Consider the following 16625-nt stretch of genomic DNA (forward strand, 5'->3'; position numbering starts at 1 on the left):
GCCTTGCACAGCAGGGCGAGCCGTTACTTTTTCCTGGTCTCTGCGTTGCAGGCTCGGCACCGTCTGCTCCGGAGCGACGCGCCCTTTAATCCGTCAGCTGCCGCGCCTCTTCCGGCAGCATGATCGGGATGCCGTCGCGGATGGGATAGGCGAGTTTGGCGCGCCGGCTGATCAGCTCCTGGCGTGCGGCGTCGTATTCCAGGGTTTCCTTGGTGAGCGGACAGACGAGAAGCTCGAGGAGCTTCGGATCGATGCGCGTTGCCTCGACGGGCTGCGGAGCATCGGTGTGGGGCGAGGCATTCGTCTCTGCAGACATCGTTTTCAACCCTATTGCAGCGTCGAATCGGAGCTGACGCCACCGCGGGCGAGCTCGATCTCGGTGAGCGCGATGAGAACTTCCGCGCGGGTTTTCAGATTCGGCGCTTCGAGGAGCGCCTGCTTCTCGCGTACGCCGAAGGGGCTCATCATGCACAACGCATTGACCAGCGCCTCGTTGGGCGCCTCCTCGATGCCGCGCCAATCCACCTTCACATGGGCGGCATCCACGAAGTCGCGAAGAGCCTTGACGACGCCGTTCCGATCCACCTCGTTCTCGCCCGCGCGGGCGATGAAGTCGTTCCCGAAAGGCTCGAAGTCCACGCGGCAGCGGCGGAAGAGCTCGACGGGCGGCAACTCCTCCTCGACACGGAACCGCGCGATGCCGATCAGCGTGATGAGATAGCGGCCGTCGCCCGTTTCGGCGAATTGCGTGATGCGGCCCGCGCAGCCGACGGAATAGAGCCTGGGGATGACCGAATTGGGATTGCTGTCCGCGTCCGGCTGAATCATGCCGATCACCCGGTCGGCCTTGAGCGCCTCGTCCACCATGGAGAGATAGCGCGGCTCGAAGATGTTGAGCGGCATCTGCCCGCGCGGCAGCAGCAGCGCGCCGGGGAGGGGAAAAACGGGAATGACCGACGGGCAATCTTCCGGCCCCCGGTATACCGCGTTCATTCCCATGCCGATCTCCCCGTTGACGTCGAGCGACGTCAGGCAAACAGAAGCGAGGAAAGCTTCCGCCGTCCCGCGATGGTCATCTCGTCCATCGGGCCCCAGGCCTCGAAGAACTGGACGAGCTGCTTGCGTGCGCCGTCGTCGTTCCAATTGCGGTCGCGGCGGACGATTTCAAGGAGGTGGTTGACCGCTTCCTCGCGCTTTCCGCGCGCATTGAGGGCGATCGCCAGATCGAAGCGCGCCTGGTGATCGAGCGGGTCGGCTTCGACCCGGCGCTGAAGTTCGGCCGCATCGCCCAGGGAGCCCGCCTGCTCGGCGAGCTCCACGGCGGCCCGGGCGCCGGCGATCGCCGGGTCGTTCGCCTTGGCGGCGGGCGCCATGGCGAGGAAGCGCTTCGCGCCTTCGAGATCGCCGACATCCACATGGAGCTTCACCAGCGCGGCGAGAGCCGCCGTGTTGTCGGGCTCCTGCGAAAGGACGGCGGCATAGAGCTCGGCCGCGCCCGCCATGTCGCCGGCGGCTGCGAGCTGGTCCGCTTCGCTTAAGATTTCTTCCGTGGCGCCGGGGCCCAAGGGGCCGACGAGGCGTTCGATGAACGCCTTCAGCTGGCTCTCCGGCAGGGCGCCCATGAAGCCGTCCACCGGCTGACCGCGCTGGAAGGCGAAGACGGCGGGAATCGACTGCACCCCGAGCTGGCCCGCGATCTGCGGATGATCGTCGATGTTCATCTTCACCAGCTTCACCTTGCCGCCGGCGGCGCGAACCACCTTCTCCAGGACGGGGGTGAGCTGCTTGCAGGGGCCGCACCAGGGGGCCCAGAAATCGACCAGCACAGGGCGGTTCATCGATTCGGCCAGCACGTCCTGGCGGAAATCGGCCGTGGTGGTGTCCTTCACGAGATCGTCGGACGGCATTCCGGAGGAGGGGGTATCGGTCAACATGCGATCCTCGAGGGGGTGATCGTGAAAAGAAGGTCTGTCCCTAGATGGGAGCTCAACCGTTGTCTGGCAAATCCGCAGGCGGTTCCGGCAGCTTCAGGATCAGCGGGTCGTGACCGGTCGCGCGCAGGAACTTCACCAGATCCTCCCGCGACACGCCAGTGGTCATGGAATTCACCAGGGGATGAAAGTTCACGCGCTCGTGCTCCATCAGATTGGCGTCGAGCACCATAGTCACCTTGCCTTCCGTATCGTTCACCACCGCGAAGGCGGTCACCGAGCCGGGCTCCACGCCCAGCATGGTGCGCAACTGGTCGGCGGAGCCGAAGGAGAGGCGGCCCGAAGCCCCGAGGGCCTCGTGGGTGCGCTTGAGGTCGATGGCGGTGTCGTGCTTGGCGGAAATGAGAAAGAAGCGCCCCTTCTTGTCCTTCACGAACAGGTTCTTGGAATGAGCGCCCGGAACCTGCTCCTTGACGGATTTCGATTCGGCGACCGTGAACACGGGCTCGTGCTCGACGGTCTCGGACGGAATTCCCAGCGCGTCGAGGCGGTCCAGGAGTTCTTTGGGGGAGAGATGGGCCAAGGCAGGAAACTCCGACAGATCCCCGGCTTCTAGCGCATCGTGCGAAAAAGTGGACCCGGTTTTTCGCCAGAACGATGCACTCTTCCCAGGAAGGGAGCACCGGAGGCGATCCCGAAAGGGCAAATCCACGTTTCACGTGCGCGGCTCTCGCGGTCCTGGAAACCGGGCTCGAGCGCCGCGTCAAAAAGTTTGGCGAAAACCCCCGAAGCCCCTCTTGCCAAGCGACCCGATTTGGGGCAAATCAGCGGCCTCGCAACGATGCTTTGCCGCATCGCGGAGCGCGGGTGTAGCTCAGGGGTAGAGCACAACCTTGCCAAGGTTGGGGTCGAGGGTTCGAATCCCTTCGCCCGCTCCATTCTCTCAAGCGAGAGTCTTACGAAAGCCCGCCGTCAGGCGGGCTTTTCGTTTTTGCGGTCCAAGCTGCGGTCCAAGCCGTCTGCCGGCGGTCTCCCGGAGAATCTCTTTAGACATTTGCTTCAGGATGGCTTTCAATCCTGAAGGTCAGGGTTCGCGGTGTCGCCGGATGGACTGGAACGATCTCAGATATTTTCTCGCTGTCGCCCGGACCGGGAGCCTGTCGGCTGCAGCACGAGACCTGCGGGTCAGCCAGGCGACGATCGGCCGGAGGATTCAGGCTCTGGAAGCCGCTCTCGGAGGCGTCTTCTTCGAACGCCTGAACACCGGCTATGTTCTGACCTCCGCCGGCCGCCAGATTCAGAGCCGGGCGGAAGCGGCGGAGGCGGCCGTCCTTGCAGTCGCGCGCGGCGCGGATGCGGAGCGCGGGAACCTGGAAGGGAGCGTGCGCCTGGCGACGGGGGAGGCTCTGGCCAGTCATCTGATCACCCCCCACATGCCGGCCTTCCGGACGGCCTATCCGGCTCTCCAAATCGAGTTCGTGACAGGAATCCGTGCCGTGAGCCTGTCCCGGCGCGAGGCCGATCTGGCATTGCGGCTGATTCGTCCCGATGAGGGGGATCACATCCGACGTCGGGTGGGGCAGGTCGGGTTCGGACTTTACGCAGCCTCCAGCCTCATGGAGGTCCGGCCCGACATCAGGGAGAACCCCTGGGGTTTCGACTTCATCGGCTGGGATGCGTCGATGCAGGACACTCCCATGGCGGAATGGACGAAGGAGCAGGCTCTCAGCCGGATCGTCGCGACGACCACCAGCATGAATGTCCAATTGGCTCTGGTTCGGCAGGGAGTCGGGACGGCGATTCTGCCCTGCTTCGTTGCCGAGACCGTTCCCGGGCTGGTACGGCTCGTCGACCCGGCGGGGGTCGGTTCGCTCGATCTCTGGCTCGTCGCGCACCGGGATCTCAGCCGCGCACCGCGAGTCCGGGCAGTTCTGGATTTCGTGCGGGATATATGTGCGCGGGAAAAACCCCGGCTTTCGGCTCTCTGAAGCTCCGGCGGACCCGCTGTCCCTTCGCTGGAGCTGTTCTTCGGGTCATCCACATTTTTTGACCACGAACCGGATCCTCATCGCCGAAAAATGCTCTGGGTCCCGCCTCGGACTTGCGCTTTTCATCCTTGAAAAGGGTATCGCCACAAGCGTGGCTTCCGATGCCTGGAAGGCCCGGCCTATGACCAGCCCTGGTTTCAGTCGAAAGGGGTAAGTCATGCCGACCGTCATCGAAATGTCCAGGCTTGGTGGCCCGGAAGTTCTTGTCGCGAAAGAGGTTCCCGTAGAGGCACTCGGACCGGGCCAGCTGCGCCTGCGTCACACCGTGATCGCCTTCAACTATGTCGACGTGTATCTTCGTCGGGGTGTGTACGAGGTGCCGCTCCCGTGCGTGCTTGGCGTCGAAGCCACGGCCATCGTGACGGAGGTGGGCGAGGCCGTCGCCGGCTTCAAGATCGGCGACCGCGTGGCTTACACGAACGAGCTGGGGGCTTACTCGACGGAGCGGACACTGGAGGCGTCCCGCGCCATTCCCCTGCCGAACGATCTCTCGGACGAGAGCGTGGCCGCGCTGCTCTTCAAGGGGCAGACGGCTCACATGCTCGTCAGGCGCGCCTACAAGGTCGCCGCGGGCGACACGATTCTCGTCTATGCGGCCGCGGGCGGCGTCGGCATGGCCGTGACGCGCTGGGCCAGGGCGCTGGGCGCCACTGTGATCGGCGTCGTCGGCTCCGAGGCGAAGGTCGAACTGGCCAGGGTCAACGGCTGCGATCACGTCGCCGTGCTTGGCAAGGACGACGTGGCCGCCTTCGCTCGCAAGGTCACGGATGGCGCAGGGGTCCAGGCTGTTTACGATTCCATCGGGCGTGACACCTTTGAAGCGAGCATGAAGAGTCTGGCTCCGTTCGGAACCATGGTTTCCTATGGGCGGGCCTCGGGCGAGATCGATCCGATCGAGCCGCGTCCCCTCAGCCGCTACGGTTCGCTGCTGTTCACGCGCGCCAATGTCGACTGGCACATCGCCGATATCGCGATGTACCACAGCTCTGCGTCGGAGGTTTTCGATCTCATGCGATCCGGGGCCCTGGTCCCGCATATCGGTCAGCGCGTTCCGCTCAGCCAGGTCGCCGAGGTGCACCGGCAGGCCGAGGACCGTAAAACCCAAGGGGCGACGCTGCTGATCCCCTGATAGGCGAGATGGGGGACTGCGGGGCGATGATCCTTGCAGGCCCCCGCCGCTGGGCGTCCCCTTCCCGGGAAGCGCCTCGCGAATCGGACAGGGCGTCACTTTCCCCTCGCCAAGCCGAGCCGGCGCTATAAGATGATCCCCGCACGATGAAGGGGGTCCCATGGCCGACGCGCGGCATCTTCGTTTTCTGTCGGAGCTCGAGCGCAAGGTGCTCTGGCTATCGACCTGGACGATTCACAACGCCAATCACCTGCGCTCCAACGAGGACGGGCTGAAAATCGGCGGGCACCAGGCCTCCTCGGCCTCGCTCTCGACGATCCTGACGGCGCTCTATTTTTCCGTGCTGCGTCCCGAGGACAGGGTGGCGGTCAAGCCCCATGCGAGCCCGATCTTCCACGCGATCCAATATCTCTTCGACAACCAGACCCGCGAGAAGCTGGAGAATTTCCGCGCCTACAGGGGCGCGCAATCCTACCCGTCCCGCACCAAGGACGTGGACGACGTGGATTTCTCCACGGGCTCGGTGGGCCTCGGCGTCGCCCAGACGCTCTTCGCGAGCCTCGTGCAGGATTACGTGAAGGCCCATGGCTGGGCCAAGGACAGGCCCGAAGGCCGCATGATCTCGCTCGTGGGCGATGCGGAGATGGACGAGGGCAACATCTTCGAGGCGCTGCTGGAAGGCTGGAAGCACGGCGTGCGCAACACCTGGTGGATCGTCGACTACAACCGCCAGAGCCTGGACGCCGTGATCCGCGAGGGCCTCTGGGAGCGTTTCGAGGCGCTGTTCCGCAATTTCGGCTGGGACGTGGTGATCCTGAAATACGGCTCGCTCATGCAGGAGGCCTTTGCCGAGCCGGGCGGCGAGCGCTTGCGGGCCTGGATCGATACCTGCCCGAATCAGCTCTATTCCGCGCTCACATTCCAGGGCGGGGCCGCGTGGAGGAGGCGTCTCCTCGACGATCTCGGCGATCAGGGCCCGGTCACGCGCCTCATCGAGAGGCGTACGGATGAGGAGCTGGCGCGCCTCATGTCCAATCTCGGCGGGCACGACCTGCCGGGTCTCTTGGACGCCTTCGAGAAAGCGCGGACGCACGACCGCCCGGTCTGCTTCATCGCCTATACGATCAAGGGCTTCGGCCTGCCGCTGGCCGGCCACAAGGACAACCATTCGGGCCTGCTGACGCCGACCCAGATGGAGGCCTGGCGCGCCACCCAGGGCGTGCGCCCCGGCCATGAATGGGACAAGTTCGAGGGCGTCGCGATCCCCCGGGCCGAGCTCGAGGATTTCCTGCGGAAGGTGCCCTTCGTGCAGAAGGGGCGGCGGCGATATTCCGCCCCGACCGTGCCGGTGCCGGAGAGGCTCTCGTTCCCGGCCAATCCGGCCATGTCGACCCAGCAGGGATTCGGGCTCATCCTCAACGAACTCGCCCGCTCCGATCAGGCGCTGGCGGACCGCATCGTCACCACCGCGCCGGACGTGACCGTATCGACCAATCTGGGCGCCTGGGTGAACCGGCGCGGGCTGTTCGCCCGCAACAGCCTGGTCGACACCTTCAAGAAGGAGCGGATACCCTCGACCTATAACTGGGAGTTCTCGCCGAAGGGCCAGCATCTGGAGCTCGGCATCGCGGAGATGAACCTCTTCATCACCCTCTCGGCCCTGGGGCTCTCGCATTCGCTGTTCGGGGAGCGGCTCATTCCCATCGGCACGCTCTACGATCCGTTCATCTATCGCGGCGCGGACGCGCTGAACTATGCCTGCTACCAGGACGCCCGCTTCATGCTGGTCGCCACGCCCTCCGGCGTGACGCTGGCGCCGGAAGGCGGCGCGCACCAATCCATCGGCACGCCGCTCGTCGGCCTGGCGCAGGACGGCCTGGCGTCGTTCGAGCCGGCCTTCGTCGACGAGCTCGCCGTGATCATGCGCTGGGCCTTCGACTACATGCAGCGCAACGGGGAAGGCGAGCCGAACGAGACCACGTGGCTTCGCGACGAAACCGGCGGCTCGGTTTACCTGCGCCTCTCCACCCGGACCCTCGAGCAGCCCCAGCGCCCGATGCCGCAGGAGTTCGCCGACGACATCATGGCCGGGGCCTATTGGCTGCGCAAACCCGGGCCGAACGCCCAGGTGGTCGTCGCCTATACGGGCGCGGTCGCGCCCGAAGCCATCGAGGCGGTCGGCCTCATGGCCGAGGACCGGCGCGATATCGGCCTGCTCGCCATCACGTCCGCCGACCGGCTCAACGCGGGCTGGACGGCGGCGCAGCGCGCCCGCGAGCGGGGTCTCGTCCATGCGCGGTCCCATGTGGAGCGCCTGCTGGCCGACGTGCCGCCCCATTGCGGGCTCGTGACCGTGATCGACGGCCATCCGGCGACGCTCGCCTGGATGGGCTCCGTCGTGGGCCATCGCACCCGCTCGCTGGGCGTGGAGCATTTCGGCCAGACGGGCACGATCAAGGATCTCTACCGCCATTTCGGCATCGACGCGCAGGGCATCATCGCGGCGGCCGAGATGATCGCACCGGGCAAGCCGATGCGGTACCTGAAGGTGGTGTGACGCCCTTTACAGCGTCGGACGTGACATCGAACTCACGTCCGATGCTTCAACATTTTGGAACTCACGTCCGATGCTTCAACATTTTGATCTTGAGCATCTTTTCGCGCAAACCGGGTCCCACTTTCCGCGCTCGATGCTCCACGCCTTCAGTGGCGCATCGTTTGAGCGGACCCGAAGGGCCGTGTCCGTGAAAACCGGGTCCACTTTTCGCTAGCGCGGCCCGCCGGGTCCTCACGATGCGCTAGGACTGCCCCGCCTTCAGGGCCACGGTGGCGATGCCGGCGCCGATCAGCAGGCTGCCGCCGGTCTTGTTGACGAGGCCGATCGTGCGCGGGTTGCGGATGATCCGACGGGCCCGCGCGGCGACGAGCGCATACGCGAAGACGTTCGCGAAGGCCAGGATCAGGAAGGTCGCGGCGCACAGGCTCACCTGCGGCAGAAAGGCGAGCTTCGGGTCGATGAACTGCGGCAGGAAGGCCACGAAGAACACGAGGCCCTTCGGGTTGAGGGCCGTCACGAGCCAGGCGTGGCCGAGCATTTTCAGGGATGAGGTCGCGTCCGTGCGGGGCGTCACGTCGAGGCTTCCGCCAGCGCGCCAGAGCTTGATACCGAGCCAGACGAGATAGGCGGCCCCGATCCATTTGAGGATCGTGAACACCGTTGCCGATGCGGCCAGCAGCGCGCCGAGGCCCAGAAGAGACAGCGTCATGGCCGTGAAGTCGCCGAGCGCGACGCCGGCCGCCATGGGCAGGGCCGTGCGCCAGCCTTGTCCGAGCGCATAGGAGACGACCAGCAGAATGGTCGGCCCCGGGATGACGAGCAGCACGGCGGCGGCTGCCGTAAAGGCAAGCCAGGTTTCAAAGGGCACGACCGTTCTCCTCTCCGGATCACCGGAACTCAGCCACAGAACGCCGGGCCTGTCGAGGGGAGGGGCGATTTTGCCGGCAAAGCGTCACCCGGCGGCAGAAGGGTTTGCCGCTCAAGGGATCGCGTGGTAACTCGCGAGGCGAAATTACGAGAGAACCAAGCATTCCGATGGCCCGCACACGTCCGATCCGCGGCAGCACCGCCCCCCTGGTCAAGCGCCTCTGGCGCGAATGGATGCGTCCGCATTCCAGGGCCCTGGTGGCTGTGCTCGTGTTCGTCGGGCTCGTGTCGGGCGCGACGGGGCTCTACCCGGTTCTCATCAAGGCGGCTTTCGACGCCTTCGACACGAAGGATATGACGGCGATCTACCTCGCGCCGCTCTTCGTGATCGCGGTCACCTCCGTGAAGGGCTTTTCCCTCCTGGCGCTCACCATCCTGACCAACAAGGTGGTGACGCGCATCGAGGCGGACATGCAGACCAGGCTCTACGGCCACATGATCGAGGCGGATCTCGCCCAGATCGGGCGGGAGAGCCCAGCTGCGCTGACCCAGCGCTTCACCACCGACTTCATGTTCATCAAGGAGGCGCTGACCCGCCTCTCCACCGTGTTCCTGCGCGAGGTCTCCACGGTGATCGCCCTGGTGGGCGCGATGATCTGGATCGACCCGATGATGACGCTGGTGGCCGGCATCACCATGCCGTTCTTCATCTATCCGGTCGAGAAGATCGGCCGCAAGCTGCGCCGCGTCGCCACGTCCACCCAGGAGCAGACCGGCCAGATGGCGGGGCTCATCACGGAGAGCCTCGCCGGTACCCGCTTCGCCAAGACCTACCGGCTGGAGGGCTATCTCAAGGACAAGGCGGCCAGCACCTTCGACGAGATCCGCCGCCTGCGCATGAAGGGCGCGAATGCCCGCGGGCGCCTCGATCCCCTGCTCGAGGTCGGCGGCGGCGTCGCCGTGGCGGCGGTGCTCGTGCTGATTGGCCAGCGCATCCTCTCCAACAGCAGCACCGTCGGCGATTTCACGGGCTTCGTCAGCGCGCTCCTCCTCGCGGCTCAGCCGATCCGGGCGCTCGGCAATCTCAACGCCATCGTGCAGGAGGCCGCCGCCGCCCTGCAGCGCACCTTCACGGTCATGGACGAGGCTCCCCTGATCAAGGACAGGCCGGATGCGAAGCCGCTCGCCCTGAAAGGCGGCGAGATCCGCTTCTCCGACCTCTCTTTCTCCTATACGGGCAATGCAATCGCCGTGGACGGCGTCGACTTCGCGGCGGAGGCCGGCAGCACCACCGCCCTCGTCGGACGCTCAGGCTCCGGCAAGTCGACCCTGCTCTCCCTCGTGCCGCGTCTGTACGACGTGACGGGCGGCGCGATCCTCATCGACGGCCAGGACATCCGCGACGTGACGCTGGCGAGCCTGCGCCAGGCCATCGCGGTGGTGAGCCAGGACGTGGTGCTCTTCGACGACACCATCCGGGCCAATATCGCCTTCGGTCGTCCCGGCGCCACCGAGGAGGAGATCGTCGATGCCGCCAAGGCCGCGGCCGCCCACGACTTCATCATGAAGCAGCCGAACGGCTACGACACCATGGTCGGCCCCGGCGGCGGACGGCTTTCGGGCGGCGAGCGCCAGCGCGTGTCGCTGGCCCGCGCCTTCCTGAAGAACGCCCCGATCCTGCTGCTGGACGAGGCCACGAGCGCGCTCGATTCGGAATCCGAGCGCCTGGTGCAGGCCGCCATCGGCAAGCTCATGAAGGGCCGCACGACCCTGGTCATCGCCCATCGCCTCTCGACCGTGCGCGACGCGGACAAGATCGTCGTGATGGAAGCGGGACGCGTCATCGAGATGGGGCCGCACGAGGCCCTGATCGCCAGGGGGGGCACCTATGCCCGCCTGCACCGGCTGCAATTGTCGGACGATCTGGAGCCGAGCTGGGCGGCAAATTCCTGAGCCCGGACGCTTCGACGCAAGGCCTTGTCGGGCCCGGATAGCGCCAGGCTTTCCCGCGAGAGCATCGGACGTGAAAAGTGGAACCCACTTTTGGGATCGATCCGATGCTCCCTTCTTGGAAAGAGCGCATCGTCCTTGCGAAAAACCGGGACCACTTTTTCGCACGATGCGACAGGGGGCGCGGGGAACGGGCGGCCGTCCGCCGCTATTCCCGCCGCATGATCTTGTCCACGAGCAGGTTCGACCAGTAGCCCGGGCGGAACTCCCGCTCGAGGGCCTTGGCGTCGTAGACGGTTTCCAGCCAGGTCAGGAACGATAGGCCCCTGGCCGCGCCGTCGCGGCGATAGGCGTCGAAAAACGCATCGAGGATGCCGGTCTTCGAGAACCGGAAATGGCCGTAGCGCATGTGGAGCTGCCGCTGGGCCTCGTCCACGCTCCGGCCCTCGTGCAGGATGAGATAGAGCGCCGCCATGAAGCCCGCCCGGTCGGCCCCGGACTTGCAGTGCATCACGGCCGGATATTCGATGCGCTCGAAAAAGTCCTTGGCCGTGAGGAGGGACTTCCGGTCCGGTGCGCCGCGGGAGCGGATGACGAATTCCACGAGATTGATGCCCAGGCGCTCGCAGGCTTCCTTCTGAAGCTGCCAGGAGCCGTGCTCGTGCCCACCGCGCAGGTTCACGATGGTGCGCACGCCTTTCTTCTTGAGCGCCTCGATCTGGTGCGGGGCCGGCTGGGCCGTGCGCCAGAGCCGGTCGGTGACCCGGTGCTTGTTCAGGTAGACCAGGCGGAAGACTCCATGGTCGACGAGGAGCATGTTGGCCCAGGCGCACAAGCGGCCAAAGGTGCCCTGGACGGGTTTATCCCATCGGGCGATGCGAGCCATGCGTCGTGCGCGACGAACGGCAGGTCTGCGGAACCTGTTGAGCACGTTGATCCGGTCTCGAAATCGTATTCTGCCAGTGAGATCAGGAGCCTTGGGGGCGCCGGGTTGGCCCTTATCGACGATCGAAATGGATTAATCAATCGGCTGCCCTCTTAACCTTTGCCGCAGGTTCTGTCATCGTGCGGCGATCAGGAAAGAGCCGGGACGCAACCAATCGGTTGCCGCTGAGGCCCCCGTCGTGTAAGGGGAGCGTTCCGATACAACCCTCCTTGACGAAAAGAGCGGCTGGATCTGGGCCTGATAGGGTCCGGTGGCGGCGGAATCGTTGAGAGTCAAGCATTTCAGGAGAGCGGCGTCATGTCGTCCACCTTCGAGACCGTCGCCGGCATCATTTCAGAGACCGCCGACATCCCGCGCGAGCAGATCACGCCCGAGAGCCACGCCATCGACGATCTGGGCATCGACTCGCTCGCCTTCCTCGATATCGCGTTCGCCGTCGACAAGGCCTTCGGGATCAAGCTGCCCCTCGAGCAGTGGACCCAGGAAGTCAACGAGGGCAAGGCTCCGGCCGAGGAATACTTCGTTCTCAAGAACCTCGTGGCGCGCATCGACGCGCTCGTCGCCGCCAAGCAGGCTTGAAGCACCACAAGATTTCCATCCCGGTGGGCCGGACCGACCTGAGGCCGGCCCGAAGAGGCGATCCATTCCAGAGCCCCGCCTCATGGATTCCTTTTCCTGGACCGCCCGCCGGGAACGATAGAGACCGGGATCGGGATGCGCCTCGAATATTTTGAAATGATCGACCGGGTGGTGTCCCTCGACCGCGACGCGAAGCGGATCGAGGTGACCTCCACGGTGCCGCAGGAAAGCCCCGTCTTCGAAGGGCATTTCCCCGGACATCCTCTCGTGCCCGGCGTCCTGCTCACCGAGACCATGGCCCAGGCCTCCGGCTATCTCGTGCTCGGCCTCATGGGCTTCACCCACATGCCGTTCCTCATGGCCGTGGACAAGGCGCGTTTTCGCACCTTCGTGGGCCCCGGCGCGGTGCTCACGGTTCAGGCCCAGCTGGAGCATGAAGGCTCGGGCTATGCAGTGACCAAGGCCAAGATTCTGGCCGAGGGCAAGCCGATCTGCGATGCTGAGCTGCGGTTCAGGATCATGCCTTTCCCGAACGGCATGGACGGCCAGATGCGGGCTCAGGCCCAGCGCATCGGCCTGATAGGGGAGATCCAGGATGCGTGACGTCGTGATCACCGGAATCGGCATCGTCTCCTGCGCGGGAGAGGGCCTGGACGTGCATCTGGCCGCGTTGTCCGGCACACCGAACACGGACGACGAGACTTTCGCGCCCCATCCCGTTCATCGGGCGAGGGCGCTGGAATGGGACCGCCAGATCCCGAAGAAATCCGACCAGCGGCAGATGGAGGCCTGGCAGAGGCTCGGCTGCTATGCCGCAGGCCTGGCCCTCGACTCGGCGGGAGCGAAGGACGATGCGGGGCTTAAAAGCCGCATGCAGCTCATCGTTTCGGCCGGGGGAGGCGAACGCGATTACGCGGTCGACGGGCAGATCCTGACGGGCCTCCGGACGGCCGGGGATCCTGGCGTGTTTCTCAACGAGCGCCTGATGGGCGACCTGCGGCCCACGCTCTTTCTCGCTCAGCTCTCGAACCTGCTCGCGGGCAACATCTCCATCGTGCATGGCGTCACGGGCGGATCGCGCACCTTCATGGGCGAGGAATCGAGCGGCGTGGACGCCATCCGCATCGCCCGTCAGCGCATCGCCTCGGGCCAGGACGACATCTTCCTCGTCGGCGGCGCCTACAATGCCGAGCGACCCGACGTGCTGCTGATCTACGAGATGGGCGGATTCCTCTGGAAGAAGCCCTATCGGCCGGTCTGGAGCCGCCCCGCGGAAGGCGGCGGCATGATTCTCGGTTCGGCCGCCTGCTTCCTGGTGCTCGAAGCCCGCGACCATGCGCAAGAGCGTGGCGCCAAGCCGCTCGCCGCCCTCGCGGGCGTCGCTTCGGATCGCTCCCGCCGCCAGCCCGGCAGCGTCGAGCAGGCGCTCCACGGCCTTTCCGCGCAGCTTCAGGCGAAGCCCGACGTCGTGATCTCCGGCGCGACCGGCGTAAAGGGTATCACGGAAGAGGAGCAGGCCGCTCTGAGGGACATCGCTCCGGGGGCCGCCATCCACGCGACTGGCGACCTGATCGGCCATGCCATGGAGGCTCAGGCGCCCGCGGGCGTGGCGCTCGCGGCGGGCCTCATCGCGCAGGCCAAGGCAAACGACGCCCTCGTGACCTCGGTCGGTCACTGGCGCGGCGAAGGCGCCCTGCGGCTCACCAAGGCTTGAACAGGAGAACGGCATGGCGCTTCGCGACAAACAGGGCCGTCCGCTCGTCGCCGTCACCGGCATCGGCGTGGTCACCTCTCTCGGCCAGGGCAAGGACGCCACCTGGGCCGCGCTGACGGCCGGGCAATCGGGCATTCACCGCATCAACCGCTTCCCCACGGAAGGCCTGCGCACCACGATCGCGGGCACCATCGATTTCATCGACGTGGAGCCCTTCTGCGCCCCGATGCTCTCCGAGCGCCTCGCCGTTCTCGCGGCGGATGAAGCCGTCGGGCAGTCTGGACTGGCGTCGGGCGATTTTCCGGGCGCGCTGTTCATCGCCGTGCCGCCGGTCGAGATGGAATGGCCGCAGCGCAAGGCGCTGGCAGAGGCCTCCGATCAGGCCGGCGAGATCACCTACAAGGATCTCTTGCAGGCTGCGGCGACCGGCCGCTTCAAGGCGTGGCACGACCTGTTCATCTTCGGCACCGTGGCGGACCGGGTCGCCGACCGCTTCGGCACGAAGGGCTCGCCGATCTCGCTTTCGACCGCCTGCTCGTCGGGCGCCACCGCCATCCAGCTCGGCGTCGAGGCGATCCGCCGGGGCGAGACGGATGCGGCGCTCTGCATCGGCACGGACGGCTCGGTCAATCCGGAATCGCTCATCCGCTTCTCCCTGCTCTCGGCGCTCTCCACCCAGAACGAGACTCCGGAGGGCGCCTCGAAGCCCTTCTCCAAGAACCGCGACGGCTTCGTGATGGGCGAGGGCGGCGCCGCCCTCGTTCTGGAGAATGCGGAGACCGCGAAGGCGCGGGGTGCGACGATCCTCGGCTATGTGCTCGGCTGCGGCGAGAAGGGCGATCATTTCCACCGTACCCGCTCGTCCCCGGACGGCTCGCCCGCCATCGCGGCCATCCGTCAGGCGCTCGACGACGCGGGCGTCACGCCCGACGAGATCGGCTACATCAACGCGCACGGCACCTCGACGCCCGAGAACGACAAGATGGAGGCCATGAGCTGCACGGCCGTATTCGGCGAGCGCATGGGAAGCCTTCCGATCTCGTCCAACAAGTCGATGATCGGCCACACGCTCACCGCCGCGGGCGCGGTGGAGGCGGTGATGTCGCTGCTGACGCTCTCCACGGGCCGCCTGCCGCCGACGATCAACTACCAGATGCCCGATCCGGCGATCCCGCTCGACGTGGTGCCCAATGTCGCGCGCGACGCGGATGTGAAATTCGTGCTTTCCAATTCCTTCGGCTTCGGCGGCCAGAACACCTGCCTCGTCTTCGGGGCCGAGCCCAAGGGGGCTTAAACTCATGACGCGCATTCTCGTCACCGGCGGCGGCAAAGGCGTCGGAGCGGCCATCGTGCGCGCGCTCGCGGCGGCCGGCCACGACGTGGATTTCACCTATCGCTCGTCGGGCGATGCCGCGAAGGCGCTGGCCGAGGAGGTGATGCAGGCTCATCCCGGCCGCGGCGTCAGGGCGCATGCGATCGACCTTGCCGACAAGGCGGCCCTCGAAACCTTCTGCGAGATGCTGGAGGGCGAGAGCTTTTTCGGGCTCGTCCACAATGCAGGCCAGCCCTACGACGCGCTCGCCGCCATGATGCAGCAGGACAAGGCCGAAGCCGCCATGCAGGTGAACTTCTGGTCGCTCACCCGCATCGCCAAATCCCTCATGCGCGGCATGGTCCGCGCCCGGGCGGGGCGTATCGTCGCGATCGGCTCCGTGGCGGCGCTCCAGGGCAATCCCGGCAACGCGGCCTATGCCGCCTCCAAGGGCGCGCTGATCTCCTATTGCCGCACGCTCTCCGTCGAGACCGCCAAGCGCAACGTCACCGTCAACGTGATCGCGCCGGGCTTCATCGACACGGACATGATGGCCCCTTACGCAGCCTATCGCGACACCATGGAAAAGCAGATCCCGGCCGGACGCTTCGCGAAGCCGGAAGAGATCGCGGGCCTCGCGGCATTTCTGATGAGCGAACCTGCCGCCTACATCACCGGCGCGGTGCTGCCCATCGACGGCGGCCTGACCGCGATGCTGGGCGTGCATCGGTAATTCCGAGGACACCCGTTCAATCGAGTTTCCGGATCTCCTCGGGCGGCAGCGCCGCGAGGGCCTCCGTGATGCGCTGCCCGCGCACCATGAGATCCGGCGCGATCTCGGCGAGCGGGACAAGGACGAACAATCGCTCCAGCATGCGCGGATGCGGCAGGACCAGGCCGGGCTCGCCGAGTTCGAGATCGTCATAGGTCAGAACGTCGATGTCGATGACCCGCGGCCCCCATTTCATCTCGCGGATGCGCCCCAGTTCCCGCTCGATCCGCAGGCACAGGGACAGCAGGGCCACCGGGGCGAGGCCGGTCTCCACGAGGATGCAGGCATTCACGAACCGGTCCTGCTCCACCGGCCCCCACGGCTCGGTGAGGTAATCGGCGGAACGGGCCAGGATCGTGATGCCGTCGTGTTCGAGTGCGGCGATCGCGCCCGCGATGGCGGCGCGCTTGTCGCCGAGATTGCTGCCCAGGCTCAACGTGGCCCTAGCCATGGCGGGCGCGCCTGATCTCGACCGAGACGCCCTCGATCACGAAAGGCACCGGAGCCTCCGGCTTCTCGACCAGAACGGTCACTTCGGCGACGCGCGGAAAGGCCTCCAGAACCTTCGCGGCGATCGCCTCGGCCAGGCCTTCGATGATGCGGAAGCGGCGGGTCGTCGCCGTCTCGTGCGCCACGCGAGCGAGCGCGGCATAGCAGACGGATTGCCCGTAATCGTCCGCTTCGCCGGCGGGCCTGAGGTCGAGCGCGCAGGTCAGGCTGATATAGAAGCGCTGGCCGAGCCGGGCCTCTTCCTCGTGCAGGCCGTGATGCGCATAGAGCGCGAGGCGGGACACGGTGATCCGGTCGCTCATGCCGGGTG

The 16625-nt window shown here is 66.2% G+C and carries 17 protein-coding genes and 1 tRNA gene; 10 read left to right on the plus strand and 8 right to left on the minus strand.

Features of this window, described 5'->3' with window-relative positions; translation table 11 throughout:
- Nucleotides 1-85 precede the first annotated feature (85 nt).
- From AB8841_RS10125 to AB8841_RS10140, 4 genes are read right to left on the minus strand one after another with little or no spacing between them, the layout of a single operon-like run.
- Entirely contained in the window at nucleotides 86-316 is a 231-nt protein-coding gene (locus tag AB8841_RS10125; RefSeq protein ID WP_370435732.1) for a Trm112 family protein, read from the minus strand.
- A gap of 11 nt (nucleotides 317-327) precedes the next feature.
- A complete protein-coding gene (locus AB8841_RS10130) occupies nucleotides 328-999 on the minus strand; it encodes an LON peptidase substrate-binding domain-containing protein (RefSeq protein WP_370435733.1) in 672 nt (223 codons plus the stop codon).
- A 29-nt stretch (nucleotides 1000-1028) separates the two neighbouring features.
- The gene (trxA, locus tag AB8841_RS10135; protein WP_370435734.1) at nucleotides 1029-1934 is read right to left on the minus strand and encodes a thioredoxin; all 906 of its coding nucleotides are present in this window, start codon (nucleotides 1932-1934) and stop codon (nucleotides 1029-1031) included.
- A gap of 52 nt (nucleotides 1935-1986) precedes the next feature.
- Nucleotides 1987-2514 (minus strand): prolyl-tRNA synthetase associated domain-containing protein, encoded by a 528-nt coding sequence (locus tag AB8841_RS10140; protein WP_370435735.1) that lies wholly within the window; start codon nucleotides 2512-2514, stop codon nucleotides 1987-1989.
- A gap of 280 nt (nucleotides 2515-2794) precedes the next feature.
- Here AB8841_RS10140 and AB8841_RS10145 point away from each other — a divergent pair.
- From AB8841_RS10145 to AB8841_RS10160, 4 genes are all read left to right on the plus strand, one after another.
- Nucleotides 2795-2869: transfer RNA gene (locus AB8841_RS10145), tRNA-Gly, on the plus strand.
- Between the two features lie 168 nt (nucleotides 2870-3037).
- Complete coding sequence (locus tag AB8841_RS10150; protein ID WP_370435736.1) at nucleotides 3038-3919, plus strand: LysR family transcriptional regulator; 882 nt, start codon at nucleotides 3038-3040, stop codon at nucleotides 3917-3919.
- Nucleotides 3920-4136: 217 nt separating this feature from the next.
- The gene (locus AB8841_RS10155; protein ID WP_370435737.1) at nucleotides 4137-5108 is read left to right on the plus strand and encodes a quinone oxidoreductase; all 972 of its coding nucleotides are present in this window, start codon (nucleotides 4137-4139) and stop codon (nucleotides 5106-5108) included.
- 160 nt (nucleotides 5109-5268) lie between these two features.
- Complete coding sequence (locus tag AB8841_RS10160; RefSeq protein ID WP_370435738.1) at nucleotides 5269-7665, plus strand: transketolase; 2397 nt, start codon at nucleotides 5269-5271, stop codon at nucleotides 7663-7665.
- A gap of 241 nt (nucleotides 7666-7906) precedes the next feature.
- Here AB8841_RS10160 and AB8841_RS10165 read toward each other — a convergent pair whose 3' ends face one another.
- Nucleotides 7907-8533, minus strand: a complete 627-nt coding sequence (locus AB8841_RS10165; protein ID WP_370435739.1) for a LysE family translocator — start codon at nucleotides 8531-8533, stop codon at nucleotides 7907-7909.
- A 167-nt stretch (nucleotides 8534-8700) separates the two neighbouring features.
- On the opposite strand from AB8841_RS10165, the gene AB8841_RS10170 reads away from it, so the two are divergent.
- Nucleotides 8701-10485, plus strand: a complete 1785-nt coding sequence (locus AB8841_RS10170) for an ABC transporter ATP-binding protein (protein ID WP_370435740.1) — start codon at nucleotides 8701-8703, stop codon at nucleotides 10483-10485.
- Between the two features lie 205 nt (nucleotides 10486-10690).
- On the opposite strand, the gene AB8841_RS10175 is transcribed toward AB8841_RS10170, so the two are convergent.
- The gene (locus AB8841_RS10175) at nucleotides 10691-11413 is read right to left on the minus strand and encodes a protein tyrosine phosphatase (protein ID WP_370435741.1); all 723 of its coding nucleotides are present in this window, start codon (nucleotides 11411-11413) and stop codon (nucleotides 10691-10693) included.
- Between the two features lie 312 nt (nucleotides 11414-11725).
- Between AB8841_RS10175 and AB8841_RS10180 the strand changes: the two genes are divergently transcribed.
- The 5 genes from AB8841_RS10180 (at nucleotide 11726) to AB8841_RS10200 (ending at nucleotide 15766) form a co-directional block, all read left to right on the plus strand.
- Entirely contained in the window at nucleotides 11726-12007 is a 282-nt protein-coding gene (locus AB8841_RS10180; protein ID WP_370435742.1) for an acyl carrier protein, read from the plus strand.
- Nucleotides 12008-12142: 135 nt separating this feature from the next.
- A complete protein-coding gene (locus tag AB8841_RS10185; protein WP_370435743.1) occupies nucleotides 12143-12610 on the plus strand; it encodes a 3-hydroxyacyl-ACP dehydratase FabZ family protein in 468 nt (155 codons plus the stop codon).
- A complete protein-coding gene (locus AB8841_RS10190; RefSeq protein WP_370435744.1) occupies nucleotides 12603-13721 on the plus strand; it encodes a beta-ketoacyl-ACP synthase in 1119 nt (372 codons plus the stop codon). The genes AB8841_RS10185 and AB8841_RS10190 overlap by 8 nt, the downstream gene beginning before the upstream one ends.
- 13 nt (nucleotides 13722-13734) lie before the next feature.
- On the plus strand, nucleotides 13735-15015 hold the full coding sequence (locus AB8841_RS10195) for a beta-ketoacyl-ACP synthase (protein ID WP_370435745.1): 1281 nt from the start codon (nucleotides 13735-13737) through the stop codon (nucleotides 15013-15015).
- A 4-nt stretch (nucleotides 15016-15019) separates the two neighbouring features.
- A complete protein-coding gene (locus AB8841_RS10200) occupies nucleotides 15020-15766 on the plus strand; it encodes an SDR family oxidoreductase (RefSeq protein WP_370435746.1) in 747 nt (248 codons plus the stop codon).
- A gap of 16 nt (nucleotides 15767-15782) precedes the next feature.
- On the opposite strand, the gene folK is transcribed toward AB8841_RS10200, so the two are convergent.
- Both folK and folB read right to left on the minus strand, forming a co-directional pair.
- Nucleotides 15783-16256, minus strand: coding sequence for a 2-amino-4-hydroxy-6-hydroxymethyldihydropteridine diphosphokinase (gene folK / locus AB8841_RS10205; RefSeq protein WP_370435747.1), 474 nt, complete (start codon nucleotides 16254-16256; stop codon nucleotides 15783-15785).
- Nucleotides 16249-16617: a dihydroneopterin aldolase gene (gene folB, locus AB8841_RS10210; RefSeq protein ID WP_370439238.1), complete on the minus strand. Its 369-nt coding sequence runs from the start codon at nucleotides 16615-16617 to the stop codon at nucleotides 16249-16251. Before folB ends, folK begins: the two co-directional genes overlap by 8 nt.
- Between the last annotated feature and the right edge of the window lie 8 nt (nucleotides 16618-16625).

Source organism: Microvirga sp. TS319 (genome assembly GCF_041276405.1).
In the GTDB taxonomy this organism is placed as follows: domain Bacteria; phylum Pseudomonadota; class Alphaproteobacteria; order Rhizobiales; family Beijerinckiaceae; genus Microvirga.